Origin of the sequence: Nostoc sp. (assembly GCF_036917155.1) — a bacterium.
Lineage (GTDB): Bacteria > Cyanobacteriota > Cyanobacteriia > Cyanobacteriales > Nostocaceae > Nostoc.
On record NZ_JBALDZ010000068.1, the window covers coordinates 80,249 to 94,430 of the forward strand.

Below are 14,182 nucleotides of genomic sequence, written 5' to 3' on the forward strand. Positions count from 1 at the left end.
GCTCAAGAGCACAAGGTTTTGAGAGATGTGGTGAGAAATCCGGGTATAGCGGTTCTTAATTGATGCACTACACTTTTTATCTTGTGGGATGGGTATCTTACCAGTCTCTTGTATTTCCAGGCAGGTAAAGAAAAGATGCTCACTATACAAGATTCATCCCTTAATTCAACAGTCCCGGAAATAATAACTATGTTATCTATGCAGTTACCACACTATTTAGATGGGAAAGTTGCGGAATTTCTGCCACAAGCGCTTTACCAATTTCTAGAGAAGATGTGGCAGCCGGAGAAGGAGCATTGCAAACATGAATGGAGTTTTGACCAGAAACAATCAAAAAGTCATCTACAAGCTTGCCATCGTTCATTAAGGCTTGAGCGCGAACACCTGCATGGGTGGGAACTAAGTCTTGTGCTTGGACTTCGGGAATTAGTTTTTGCAAACTTCTGGTGAAGGCTGCTTTGCTAAAGGAACGAATGATTTCTTGGATGCCTTCAGGGGCGTGTTTGGCTGCTAATTTCCAAAAACCGGGATAGGTGATAACTTCCAGAAAATCCCGTAAGTCAAAATCGGTTTTTTTGTAACCTTCGCGTTTGAGCGATAGAACTGCGTTTGGCCCCGCATGGACGCTACCATCAATCATTCGGGTAAAGTGGACACCTAAGAAGGGGAAATCTGGATTGGGTACTGGGTAAATTAGTGTCTTAACCAGATAGCGTTTTTCTGGGGTGAGTTCGTAATATTCTCCCCGAAATGGGACAATTTTGGCTTGGGGTTCAACTTGACCTAGTTTAGCGGTGCGATCGCTATGCAATCCAGTACAATTAATTACAAAGCGGGTTTCAAAGTTACCCTTGTTTGTTTGCAATAGCTGATTTTTACCACTTGCAGAGATTTTCAGGACTTTTGTATTGAGGTGTAAATCTCCACCCTGCTGTTGAATTAACTGGGCATATTTCAAACAAACTTGCTTGTAATTAACAATGCCAGTTGAGAATACCCGAATTCCACCTACACATCTTACGTGAGGTTCAATTTCCTTGACTTCTTCGGGGCTGATTCTCTGGACTTCTATGCCATTATCTAAGCCGCGTTTGTAGAGATTTTCTAAGCGTGGTAGCTCTTGTTCTTCAGTTGCGACAATCACTTTCCCACAAACTTCATGGTCAATTCCATGCTCTTGGCAAAATTCTACCATTGAGCGAGAACCATCACGACAAAATTTAGCTTTGAAACTTCCTGGTTTATAGTAAATACCAGAATGAATTACCCCGCTATTATTGCCAGTTTGGTGAAATGCCCATTGGCTCTCTTTTTCTAGTACTAAAATACGAGCATTGGCATAGCGTTTTCCTAAAGCCAACGCTGTGGAAAGTCCAACTATTCCCCCACCGATAATCGCAAAATCATACATTAGTATTATCGCACTTCAAATTACAGTAAATCTATAAAGTTATTTGTCATTTGTCATTTGTCATTTGTTATTTAACTCCTGGCTCCTAACTCCTAACTCCTAACTCTTCTCTTCCCATACCTTCCAAGGAGCCTGATTGTTCTTCCACAGCCCTTCGAGATAGTTTTTATCACGTAAGGTGTCCATTGGTTGCCAAAATCCATCATGTCTGAAAGCGGATAGCTGTTCCATATCAGCTAGCTTTTCTAATGGTTCTTGCTCCCACACTGTAGAGTCATCAGCAATTAAGTTGATTACTTCTGGTTCTAACACAAAATAACCGCCATTAATCCAAGCTCCATCACCTTCAGGTTTTTCCCGAAAGCTGGTGATTTTGGTTTGCTCATATCCTAAAGAAATAGCGCCAAAACGTCCGGCTGGTTGAACGGCTGTGAGTGTTCCTAAGCTCTTTTGCTGTTTGTGAAAGTTAACTAGCTCTGTGATATTAATATTACTTACACCATCACCATAAGTAAAGCAAAAAGTCTCATTACCAAGATGTTCGCTGATTCGCTTTAAGCGTCCGCCTGTCATTGTATTATCACCCGTATTTACTAAGGTGACGCGCCAGGGTTCAGCATAACCAGAATGCACGTTCATCTGGTTAAATCGCATGTCAAAAGTAACATCTGACATGTGTAAGAAGTAGTTAGCAAAATACTCTTTAATTATGTAACCTTTGTAACCACAACAAATGATGAAGTCATTAATGCCGTGGGCTGAGTAAGTTTTCATGATGTGCCAAAGAATTGGCTTACCACCAATTTCAACCATCGGCTTAGGTCTGATACTAGTTTCTTCACTGAGGCGTGTACCAAGACCTCCAGCTAAAATCACCGCTTTCATGCAATTACCTCGGAGATTTGTAGGGATATAATTATTTGACCGTGCCAATTTTGGATTTTGGATTTTGGTTAAAAGAGTTTTTTGGTACATACCCCGCTCTGAAAGGGGGCGGAATAAATCTACTCTGACGCTCGTGACGTTCAATGACTAATCCCAAACCGCAAACCTAAAATCTAAAATTGGTTAACTTTATCGACATGAAGAGGATGCACTTAGATGGAGGAAAATTGATTTCTGATTTCTTTTTCTCCGTCAATAATCTAACTGTAATTTCCGGCAAAATTATAAAGGAAATATAAATTAAAATCTTTTCTATATAAAAGCTGTATGAATATCTATAAGTACAGAAATCAATTACTAAATAAAATAAAAATATCACCATGAAATAACTAGTACAACACGGCGTAAATAAAACACCCATTTAAAATAGCCAGAAAGCTTACAAAATAAGCATTATTTCTTTTTACTTTTGCCTTCTTGTACTAGGATTATACCAATTCTGTATGAAGATACACATAATAATACCCCCCCCAAGGTATCGGGTGGACGGCGATAGCTGGGGGGTGAATACTGCGTAGGTTTTGGAATTTCTTGGTTGAGGCAAGCTGTTCAATAGCCGGGGGAGAAATGGAGGCTGGCGTTGAGTTTTGCTTCCCCTGCAACGCCAGCCTCCCCTGCTTATCCGAGCAGTATTGGCTGGGGGGTGAATTATATGCAGCTTCACAAAGAAACGGTATTAGCTGACGCTAACCCTAGTCAGGCTTGATTTTTTCAATCAAAACCAAAAATATGCAAGTAACAAAAACTACTTGTTTCTAGTTAGTTTTTTCCCCATTATTTGCTCCTTGGAATAAAGGATCACATTTATTTTCTACGACTACGCATAAGTTACTGAGTGCTTGCTGATAATTATCCATGTCATTTTGCTCAAGAAAGATTTTGGTAGATGCCTGTATATCTTCGACAGCTTTTGCCTGGTTTTTGCTAGATTCACTACCGCCATATTGTGCCAGTTCGTAGCGAACCATACCTCGTTTGAGATATGCTTTTGCTAGTTTGGGGCTGAGGATTAATGCTTGGTTAAAGTCAGCGATCGCTTGATGATATTCTTGCTCATAATTGCTGCTATATTGAGCAATTTGATAATAGACAGCACCACGCTGAAAGTAAGCTTCGGCTTTGGATATATTAAGTTTTATGGCGTAAGTAAAATCTGCGATCGCTTTTTTGTAAACCTGTGGGGATTCACCGCTGTATTTAGCCATTTGGGCGCGGACAATTCCCCGTCTGATATAAGCTTCAATTTCATTCTTATCCAGACCGATGGCCTGATTATAGTCAGCGATCGCTAGTTTATACTCTTGATCGGGATCGTTGCTATATTCGGCAAGCATATAGCGGGCATTACCCCGATTTACCAGAGCTTTGATTTGATTGGGATTGATTTGGAGAGCTTGGCTATAATCTGCAACTGCTCCTTCATAGTCTTTCAGGTTATAGCGAGCATTACCACGATTTACAATTGCTCTGGCCTGTGTAGGTTCTTGTTCAATCGCTTCGGTAAAGCTGACAATTGCTTTGTCATAGTCTCGCTCTTTGTAAGCAATATAACCTTGCTGATAGGAATCAGCGAAGCTAAGTTTGTTATTTGGCTTGAGAGACTTGATTGTTTGTTGGGTGTAGGCATTTTGGGATACCAACGGCTGAGTAAATTTAATCATTAAGTCCGCATATCCCAATAGACCAAAACCCAGCAAGCAAAAAACAACCGGATACAATTTTGACTTCTTGGAAGGTTTATAAGATGAACCGCTGGGGGTAATTATTGGCTGCCAGTAATTACTTAGCTGCGGTGACAGACCACGCTGCGGAAAACGCGGTGTCTGGGTGTAGTGCTTTCTCGGTTTGATTCGCGGTTGTAAATGTTCTCTAGCTTCTATAGCCCGATGTGATGGAAAGGGGTCGCGTCCACCTAATCGCACGGTACGTTCACACCACGGACAGCTACGCATGTGGTTGTTGTAGCGATGCTGGGGATTTGTCGTGCAGGTAATCAGGGAATCTTCGGCTTCAGCGATTGCTGAGAGCCAAGTTTGGGCACTGGGGCGCAGTTGTGGGTTGTTGTGACCCTCTTCAAAACAACGGATAAATAGTTCTTGTAAGCCGGGATGGAGAATTTCCCAAGGGGGTGCAATGGGTGTCGGTAAGTAGGGTACGTAACGCTTTTCGCTGTAAGTGAAATGACCCGATGCAATGCGTGCTTCGTAGGGTGGTGGCTCAATCGAACCTTGAAATATCCCCGAAAATGGGTGAGTGCCTTCCATTAAGAGTTGAAAGACTAGCACCGATAACCCAAATAAATCGTGAGAGATTTCGCGATCGTGTTGGGCAAAAGTTTTATTCTGTAGTTCTGGTGGAGTAAACTCTGGTTTACCTACTGGACAGCGATAAACAACATTGTTGTTTGGGTCTGGTACTTGGAAAGAGTCTGTGTCTATTAAAGTCACCAGTGCGGTGTCACTGACGAGAATATTGGACTCGTTCACATCACCAATACAATATCCACTAGCGTGCAAAGCTGCAAAAGCCGCCGCTAGGTTACGCGCCGTGCGGAGCAGGTACTGATAGTTGAATAGGGGGCAGTGTTGGCGACGGGTTCTGGGGTTGTAAAAGTCGATGATTGGACGCATCCCTTGAATGCGTGGCATCAAAAACCCCAGGATGCTATTTTTGCCATCTGCCGCCCGTAATAAATCCTCTGGCCAAGCGATAGAGATATGCCCCAAACTAGCCGTTGGGTTTTCTGGTGGGTTGGCTAGCATCGCCTGGAGTTTATCAGCATGGGCAGTGGTTGGCTTGTGGTAAATCTTCGCCACCAAGTTGTTATCGGATGGCACTGTGTAAACACAAGCTTCACCGCCACGCCCCAAACTGACATTGAGGCTGAGGATTTCTTTTCTAGGGGAACAACGTAGTACCTGCATAATGAAATTACCGCTAACGGGAGTTATTTAAGATGAGAAACCTGTAAATTTATTGCTTATAAGTCGTTGAATGCGGCTATAATGAGTGTCAAATCATCGTCAGTGCGTTGGGTAATCCGCTCTGAGCGTAAAAATTTTACCAATTGCTCCTTAGCTAATGTCTTATCTTCGGTATTGGCGACAAATTCAAACAGTGGAAAAAAGAATGGTTTGTGAGGTTCGCCAACAACCATATTCAAAGCTAACATTTGTAGTCCGTCGGTAATGATACCAACATTTACTATGTCTGTGCGCCATAATCTCATCTGCGCTCTGTCTAAGGCGTTGGGCGAAGTTAAAAAAGTAGTTTCGTTGATATATTCACCGCTATCAGGCATGGTCAGTGCCAACAGATTGCCCAGACGATCTTTTGCCACTGCCAAACCATCACCTATCTGGGCCACAGCGACAACTTCTGGTGTGGCAACCGTCATAATTAAGGTAGTTGCTAAATCTTGAGGCTGTTTGTCTGAATTAGCTGCCTCAACTTCTACAGCTTTTTTAGCAGCTAGTATGGCATCATTTAAAAGCGATCGCACGTAGACATCATCACTCAAACTTTTTCGGTTCAGCCCAATGGTTGAAATGTTTTCTATTGCTGTCTCCACAGCAATCATTGCTCCCACTTTTCCCAGGCTAGCAGAACCCGCGCCATCTGCTGCCGCCGCCACTAAAACGTTATCTGACAATATCTGCCAATGATGAGCATCCTGACATAATTGATTGTTTTTTAAGTGACTTGTACCACATACAGACGCAGCCACAATCCGCCATTGAGTAATCTGTTTTGATATGTTCATAGATTTTTTTTCCAGCAGCTGGCTGTGTAAACACCAAGCTGCAATTTTAATTAAACAGTCCCCCAACCAATCGGCGGTAGTGCTACCTGTTCGTCCACCTGGGAATGAGAAACAGCTGACATACTAGTTGACAACCAGACAAACATCTCGATAAAGTTCAGCCCTTTGAGCTTCAGGGGAGTACGTACAGCTATTTGATTTAAACGGGTCATATTCGCATTTTCCACACCTACCGTAAAAAATGCTACCCGCTTATTCGCTTCATCTCCCTGTAGGCGCTGGGATGCCTGCTCTACAGTATGTTCTAACTCGCCTTGCGGTTCTCCATCGGTAATCATAAACACCCAAGGACGATAGTAAGCAATGCCATTGGCACGATACTGAGATTTCCGCTCTTGAATGATGTCCAAAGCTTTATGAATTCCCGCACCCATTGTAGTCAAGCCCTGTGCTGTCAAAATAGGGGGATTAAATTGATCGGCAGTCACAAAGTCTTGTACTACATTGATATTACTATCAAAAGTGACGATCGCCACTTCCACTCGTCTTGCGGCTAAGGAATTTTTGACTAATTCATCCTTTAAGCTGAGTAAACCTTGATTTAAAGCCTCAATCGGATCTCCTTGCATCGACCCAGATGTGTCTAATAGAAGTACACAAGGACAACGTGGCTCTGGGTTCTCAGCAAATTCTACTACTTCATCAAGTCTTAATGTATCATGCATAACTTTTTGTGTTATGTTAAAGTTCAAAGCTTTATTTCCCTTTGATCGAGAGTATGTAATTTCAGCCAGTCGCTTCAGCGACTATAGAATATAGTATCTAGTGGTAGATGCTCTAATCTTTATTAAACAAATTATTTTCATGAAGTTCTCTATATATTTAAGAAGAACTTGAGTACATTTTAGTTTAGCAAAAAATAGTTTATCAAAATCTAGCATTACCTGTTGTAATGTATCTACCAAAAATTTATATCCATTAAACCTACAGTACAATAAATACGTAAACTTTCCTAGATAACTTTTTAAAGATTTTATGTAGGAGAACTGTTCCTTAAGAGAAAAGTAATTAACCATAATTCAGATCGTTAACTCTAGAAGTATACCAGTGTAACTGCGCTAACTTGGAATCAAATTTGCTTGCTTTTCTGAGTAGGCATAAATAAACGTCATTATTTAAGGTCTTCACCCAAGACTCGTCAGTAGTCAGTAAAGGTTAGAAGCAACTAACATCGACTGTTAGTCTAGCCATAATAATTATTTACTTTTATTCATACCCACTAATTGTTTTTTGAGATAAATTAAGTAGGACGTGCCAAATGTAACAAATCGGTTATAAAACTTATAGTTTTTAATATATATACATATTTTCAAAGAAATAATTTGTGCGTAGAGAAATATTACAAAGAAGAAAATACTTCATAAACTGATATTTTTAATCTACAAATGTTCGATTCTTGATTCCGCAAAAAACTTGAAAAATATGAATAACTCAGGCGCATTCACCCAACTACGTCCTCTCAGTTTGTTAAGACAGTTATCCAATTGCTCCGACAGTACTTGCTTACAAGCATTGAGTAACTCAGTTTCTTGGTCAATTTACTTAGAGCAGGGCAAAATAACCTACGCCACCCATTCAGTAGAACCCTTTGATAGACTAGAACGCCATTTACGTCGCCTCAGTCACCAAATTCCACTCCTTAGCAGTGAAGTTCGTATTCAAGTAAGGCTGATGTTTGAACCTGATGTACACAGTCAGTTAATCGAAGATGACAACATATCGAGAAACTATCCTCCTGAGTATCAGGCTATATCTTGGCTTGTTAGTCAACAACATCTACATTCTACGCAAGCAGCAGTGCTGGTTCAAGAATTAGTTAAAGAAGTGATTGAATCATTTTTGCTAATCAAAGAAGGTAGTTATGAATTAGCAGAACCACTTAGTAGAATGACAAAAATTTGCAGGCTAGATGTAGAAAAAATTCTAGATCGTTGCCAACTAAGATTACAGAATTGGCAAGCTTTTGTTCCCCAAATTTCTTCTCCATATCAACGTCCATATCTGTTGATTAACAGTAAACTTGGGAACCAAGATTTACCAAAACTTCAGCCCGATTTAACTACTTGGATGAAGGGTTTTAGCCTGTGTCATCTGGCTGCAATTTTGAATCAAGATGAGATCCAACTGGCTCGCAATTTATACCCTTACATCCTTCAGGGTGCGATTATCTTACATGAACCCGATCCACCTTATGATAGATTACCAAAGATTTTTGAGGAGCAATCGCTTTTCTCAAAATTGATTTCAGGGTTAGTTGACACCAAACAAGAAGTAAGTACCACTGTCAATTCTTATCCAAATATTCCTGAAGAGAAAATAGTTCCTGTTCAGCGATTACCACAGATTTCTACTCCTCCAAAAGAAAACTTTCAGGAACCAACAATATCAAATAACATAAATCCTACTTCCCAAAGAGTAACGGCTGCTACTGTCACAGCAAAAAAAGTCCATAAAATCGTTTCTGTAGATGATAGCCCGACAATTCTTAAAGAAATTAGCTATTTCTTAGAAAACGAAAATTTTTCTGTAGTGACTATCAACGACCCAGTCAAAGCAGTTTTGTCAATTATAAGGCATAAACCAGACTTAATTTTGCTGGATTTAAACATGCTAGGAATCGATGGTTATGAGTTGTGTCGGATTATACGAAATAATTCAATATTTCAGAAAACTCCTATCATCTTTGTCACTGGTAATAAAGGAATTGTAGACAAAGTGAAAGCGAAATTAGTCGGGGCATCTGGATATCTGACGAAACCGTTTACCCGCGCCGAATTACTAAAAATAGTTTTCATGCATTTGGCTTAAATTAACGGTAAAATATAACGACTTTAAGCTAGTGAGTATAAATTAATATGGCTACAGTTTTAGTTGTCGAAGATGCTCCTTCTCAGTTGGAGTTAATCAATAGTTTTTTAAGAGACAGCGGACACACGGTAATTAAAGCTTATGATGCTAAAGATGGGATGGATAAGGCAATAAATCACCAGCCAGATGCAATTATTACTGATGTGGTAATGCCAGAAATTAGCGGTTTTGAATTCTGCCGTCAACTGAAAAAAAATCCAGCAACTCAAAAAGTGCCAATTATTATTTGTAGTTCTAAAAATCAGCCGATTGACCGGATTTGGGGAATGCGACAAGGTGCAAACGTTTATTTAACTAAGCCTTTTACGAAACAGCAATTATTAAATGCGGTCAAATCTCTTGTAGAGTGAGAGAGGTAATTCGTAATTACAAGAATCTATACATGGCTACTAATCTAGAAATTGACGAAAACTTAATCAAGGAAGCTCTCGAACTTGGTGGTCATCCAACTAAGGATGCTGTTGTTGAAGAGGCATTAAGAGAGTATGTGCAACGTCGAAAGCAACTGAAAATTCTGGAGCTATTTGGCACGATTGAATAGCATGATGATTATGACTATAAGCAACAGCGTCAGAGTGGATGAAAGTTAATAGAGGGTTTTGCTCATAATGCCAGTCTTTTTATTAAGTAAGTCGGTGCTAATATTTCCAGCTATGTTAAGGAATTTTAATGTCGGGTGTGTTGTCGCCAAGCGCCGCACCGTCAACAATCTCAGGTGCGTTGCTATAAGGCATAACACACCCTACAGCTAATTTATATTTCTTCATATACATTGAATTTTTCTCACCGACTTACTTAACTCAGTTAGAGAGACGCGATAAATCGCCGTCTCTACAGGTAATTTATCCATCAATTATTTATTGACAGACTATATAGTTGTAAAAAGTGTGGACAAACCTTAAAATCTTAGAAGTTTACCAATACTAGATGTTGCGATCGCATGTCGTATCTGGTTAGCTCAATAACATCTCTCCCACATTGAAACAAGCCAAAACGACAAGAAAAGATGAGCATGAGAGATTGTTCTGCCAGTCTAACGTAGTAGGATTGTTCAAGTGAAAGGGTACGCCTTGCGGGACGAATAGCCATCGAGCCCTTCTTGCACCCTAAAATGAGAACAAAAGACGATTCCTAAAACAAGCACACTCCATGCGTATTTCTCTAAATTGGCTGCGCGAACTAGTAGAGATAAAACTTAGTCCAGAAGACTTAGCCGAAACCCTGACAATGGCGGGGTTTGAGGTTGAAGAAATTGAAGACCGCCGCACTTGGGCAAATGGCGTGGTTATCGGCAAAGTGCTTGAGCGTCAACCCCATCCCAACGCCGATAAATTAAGTGTTTGCCAAGTGGATATTGGTGCAGATGAGATTTTAAATATTGTCTGCGGCGCTGCCAATGTGAAGGCAGATATCTATGTGCCTGTGGCAACTACGGGTACTTACTTACCCAACATCGATTTAAAAATTAAACCTGCAAAACTACGTGGTGTCCCATCTCAGGGCATGATTTGTTCTTTAAAGGAACTCGGTTTGCCCACCGATGTAGACGGAATTCATATTTTTACTCAGGAAAATTTACCCTTGGGTAGTGATGTGCGGCCGTTGTTGGGTTTAGATGATGTAATTTTAGACCTTACTGCCACTGCCAATCGCGCTGATGCTTTGAGTATGGTAGGTGTAGCCAGAGAAGTAGCAGCTTTAACTGGTGGAAAGTTGAGTATTTCTGAACCTGATGAAGTCTCTATTCCCAAAAGTGCGGGAAATTTAACTTTAAAAATTGCTGATACCCAAGCTTGTCCTGCATACATTGGTACGGTAATTGAACAAGTCAAAATTGCTCCATCTCCCGAATGGCTGCAACAGCGTTTGCGCGCGGCTGGGGTACGTCCCATCAGTAATGTTGTGGATATCACTAACTACGTTTTGTTGGAATGGGGACAACCACTACACGCCTTTGATTGCGATCGCCTACAATCTGTTGCAAGTAGCCAAAATTTAACCATTGGCGTTCGCTTCGCCACTGCTGGAGAATCCCTCAAAACGCTGGATGGACAAACTCGCACCCTATCAACCCAAAATTTGTTAATTACCGCTAACGACAAACCCGTTGCACTGGCGGGAGTCATGGGTGGGGAAGAAACAGAAGTCCATGCAGGTACTCAAAGTTTACTTTTAGAAGCAGCCTTATTTGATTCCGTGGCAATTCGCCGTTCTTCGAGGAGTGCAGGCTTAAGAAGTGAAGCTTCTAGCAGATATGAACGGGGAGTTAACCGGGCTGAGTTGGAAATAGCTAATCGCCGCGCCTTATCCTTAATTAGTGAATTAGCGAGTGGAATTATAGTCCAGCAGGAAATTACCGACACCCGCCCCGATCCGTCTACTTGGAGTCGTTCTATTGCACTGCGCTTAGACCGAGTTAATCAGATATTGGGGCCCATCGAATTAGAAGAGGATACAGGTGAACTCCAAGAACAAGATGTTGAGCGCATCCTGACTGCATTGGGATGTAAGTTAACACCTTCAGGAGAAGATAGCAGCCATCAACCTACATGGTCAGTTTCCGTCCCACCCTATCGTTACCGCGACTTAGAGCGGGAAATTGATTTAATTGAAGAAATTGCCCGTCTCTATGGCTACAACAAATTCTGTGATACCTTACCAGAAAAAGCGGAAGCGGGTTATCTGCCTTTAGATCAAGAACTGGTTCGCAAGTTACGAGCTTTCCTGCGGGCTGAAGGATTGACAGAATTAATCCATTATTCTTTAGTCAAACCAGGAGAAGACAGAAATATAGTCCTGTCGAACCCCTTATTTGTTGAATATTCGGCGCTGCGAACTGATTTGATATCGGGGTTAATTGATGCCTTTCAATACAATTTAGAGCAGGGTAATGGTGCGCTGAACGGTTTTGAAATCGGACAAATTTTCTGGCAAGAAGAAGACGGTTTGCAAGAAACAGAAGCTCTGGCGGGGGTTGTGGGAGGCGATCGCACCCTTGGCAAATGGTCAAAAAGTGGACGCGAAGAACCCATCACCTGGTTTGAAGCCAAAGGCATTTTAGAAAGTGTATTTCGGCAACTTAGCTTGCAAATCGAATTTCAACCCGATCGCCGCGACGAACGCTTACATCCAGGACGCACCGCTTCTCTGTGGATTCGGGGTAACAGACTGGGGATTTTTGGACAACTCCATCCCCAATTACGACGAGAAAAAGGTTTACCAGATTCCGTTTACGTTTTCCAATTGGATCTAGATGTGCTTTTAGATTCTCTGGGAGAAGATGAAGTTCTTGTGCCAACATTCCAGCCCTATTCTACCTATCCAGCTAGCGATCGCGACATCGCCTTTTTCGCACCCGTGAAAATCTCAGTTGTCGAAATTGAAAAAGTAATTACCAAAGCGGGTAGAGATTTGCTCGAATCAGTGGAATTATTTGATGAATATCGTGGCGAAAACGTCCCCGAAGGACAGCGGAGTTTAGCATTCCGCTTAATTTATCGGGCTAGCGATCGTACTCTGACTGAGGCAGAAGTTGAACCAGTACATAATAAAGTCCGCGAGGCTTTGGTGGAAAAATTCGGCGTCAATTTGAGGAGTTAGGAGGGAAGTTAGGAGTTAGGAGTTAGGAGTTAGGAGTTAAGAGTTAGGAGTTTTGGTCTAGTTCCCAGGTTCAACCTGGGAATACTTTACTTGAGGCTCTGCCTCAAATTCTTCTGTAAAGACTAGCCAAAAATTTTCAATTTTAGACCGGGCATATTATGAACACGCTGGAAATAACTCAACAAATTCAGCAGATGCAATCACAGATGTCTCTCACACTTGATAATCCTAAATCAGTCAAACTACAGGTTAAACAAATTTCTCTATTACAAAAGCAACTCAGAGCGATCAAAAAGGAGGTTAATGTAAATATACGTAATATTAATCAGGAAGCAAGTCAATCTGGTACAGATAGTGTTGTATCAGTTGGCTTGGACATTTTTGGGAAACACAAGTGGGCTGGAAGGTTGAGGGCAGAAACTCGACGTGCAATTGAACGAGAAAAAAAATTCTCTCGTCAGCCATATTTTGAAATCAAAGAAGCAATTGACAATCTCATTTTAGAAGGAGATCGACTCAAGCTTTTAGCAGAGCAATATCTTATTAACCAGTAGGAGTAACAAGTAATTATGCCTAAATACATACTCTGGGGAACTTACTGCGAAGACGTTCTCGAAAAACGCGTCCCCCACCGTCAAGCTCATTTAGACGGATTAGCAAAACAGAAAGAATCCGGTGTGTTGATTACTATCGGCCCCACCAAGGATGTCACAAAAGTTTTTGGAATTTACGAAGCCGAAGACGAAGCCACTGTGCGCCAGTTAATTGAAAACGATCCCTATTGGAAAAATGGCATCTGGACTGAATATTCTGTCAAAGAATGGATTCAGGCTTTGTGAACTACCTCGTCGTCAGATGGACGTAGCTCTCCCAATTCATCGGGAATAGCCTCCAGAACTCCATAGTTCTATTGGTCTTACATTCCCTCCAAGGGCAGGAGTCCTTCCAAGACCCAAACTTTTGCTTGCAACATGTACCTACTAGCTTGGTTTTCGCTTATGGCATTGATGGTCAAGACATTAGGCATCTTACCAGAAAATCATGGGGATTCGTCATCCATAAGCGAATTTGTTTTTACCAAGTAAAAAATTTACCAAGCCCCTTCGGGGCGGGAACAGGGAACTCTTAACAGGGAACAGAAAAAAAATTAGCCCCGAATACAGGGTTTAAAGCCCCTAAATTTATTTATGAAAAGAGATAAAAATATTTGAAACGAGATGGCGTAAGCTACGATGTTTCAATGTGTCCTTGTACAAATCCCCTGATTTTAATTATGGGGATTTCCCTGTTGCCTGTTGCCCGTTCCCTGTTCCCTTTTAACCTGAGCGTAGCCGTTCGCGGAGCGTCTCGCAGAGAAGGGTCAATTTCAGATGTAATCCTCATCCCCCTCATCTCCCAATACTGTTCGGTTAAGGCAAGAGACGCGATAAATCGCCGTCTCTACAATAATCATTCCTTTGTAGAGACGGCGATTTATCGCGTCTTTGGAATTTAGAATTTTAATCAAAAAACCTTAACCGAACCGTATTGCCTCA

The 14,182-nt window shown here is 41.4% G+C and carries 12 protein-coding genes; 7 read left to right on the forward strand and 5 right to left on the reverse strand.

Annotation, left to right across the window (positions count from 1 at the left end; translation table 11 throughout):
- Positions 1-196: 196 nt before the first annotated feature.
- The 5 genes from lhgO to V7K67_RS10355 form a co-directional block, all read right to left on the reverse strand.
- Complete coding sequence (gene lhgO / locus V7K67_RS10335; RefSeq protein ID WP_334733543.1) at positions 197-1,411, reverse strand: L-2-hydroxyglutarate oxidase; 1,215 nt, start codon at positions 1,409-1,411, stop codon at positions 197-199.
- 99 nt (positions 1,412-1,510) lie between these two features.
- Positions 1,511-2,296: a glucose-1-phosphate cytidylyltransferase gene (gene rfbF / locus V7K67_RS10340; RefSeq protein WP_334733544.1), complete on the reverse strand. Its 786-nt coding sequence runs from the start codon at positions 2,294-2,296 to the stop codon at positions 1,511-1,513.
- Between the two features lie 815 nt (positions 2,297-3,111).
- On the reverse strand, positions 3,112-5,280 hold the full coding sequence (locus tag V7K67_RS10345; protein ID WP_334733545.1) for a tetratricopeptide repeat protein: 2,169 nt from the start codon (positions 5,278-5,280) through the stop codon (positions 3,112-3,114).
- 56 nt (positions 5,281-5,336) lie between these two features.
- The gene (locus V7K67_RS10350) at positions 5,337-6,119 is read right to left on the reverse strand and encodes a PP2C family serine/threonine-protein phosphatase (protein WP_334711140.1); all 783 of its coding nucleotides are present in this window, start codon (positions 6,117-6,119) and stop codon (positions 5,337-5,339) included.
- A 50-nt stretch (positions 6,120-6,169) separates the two neighbouring features.
- Entirely contained in the window at positions 6,170-6,844 is a 675-nt protein-coding gene (locus V7K67_RS10355; protein WP_334711139.1) for a vWA domain-containing protein, read from the reverse strand.
- A gap of 757 nt (positions 6,845-7,601) precedes the next feature.
- Between V7K67_RS10355 and V7K67_RS10360 the strand changes: the two genes are divergently transcribed.
- From V7K67_RS10360 to V7K67_RS10390, 7 genes are all read left to right on the forward strand, one after another.
- A complete protein-coding gene (locus V7K67_RS10360) occupies positions 7,602-8,987 on the forward strand; it encodes a response regulator (RefSeq protein ID WP_334733546.1) in 1,386 nt (461 codons plus the stop codon).
- 47 nt (positions 8,988-9,034) lie between these two features.
- Positions 9,035-9,397 (forward strand): response regulator transcription factor, encoded by a 363-nt coding sequence (locus V7K67_RS10365; RefSeq protein WP_334733547.1) that lies wholly within the window; start codon positions 9,035-9,037, stop codon positions 9,395-9,397.
- A gap of 32 nt (positions 9,398-9,429) precedes the next feature.
- Positions 9,430-9,588 (forward strand): type II toxin-antitoxin system VapB family antitoxin, encoded by a 159-nt coding sequence (locus tag V7K67_RS10370; protein ID WP_334733548.1) that lies wholly within the window; start codon positions 9,430-9,432, stop codon positions 9,586-9,588.
- A 608-nt stretch (positions 9,589-10,196) separates the two neighbouring features.
- Positions 10,197-12,647, forward strand: a complete 2,451-nt coding sequence (gene pheT, locus V7K67_RS10375; RefSeq protein ID WP_335166398.1) for a phenylalanine--tRNA ligase subunit beta — start codon at positions 10,197-10,199, stop codon at positions 12,645-12,647.
- Positions 12,648-12,805: 158 nt separating this feature from the next.
- Positions 12,806-13,201: a hypothetical protein gene (locus tag V7K67_RS10380; protein WP_334733551.1), complete on the forward strand. Its 396-nt coding sequence runs from the start codon at positions 12,806-12,808 to the stop codon at positions 13,199-13,201.
- Between the two features lie 15 nt (positions 13,202-13,216).
- Complete coding sequence (locus tag V7K67_RS10385; RefSeq protein ID WP_334733552.1) at positions 13,217-13,486, forward strand: YciI family protein; 270 nt, start codon at positions 13,217-13,219, stop codon at positions 13,484-13,486.
- Positions 13,487-13,854: 368 nt separating this feature from the next.
- Entirely contained in the window at positions 13,855-14,142 is a 288-nt protein-coding gene (locus tag V7K67_RS10390) for a hypothetical protein (protein ID WP_335166400.1), read from the forward strand.
- Positions 14,143-14,182 lie beyond the last annotated feature (40 nt).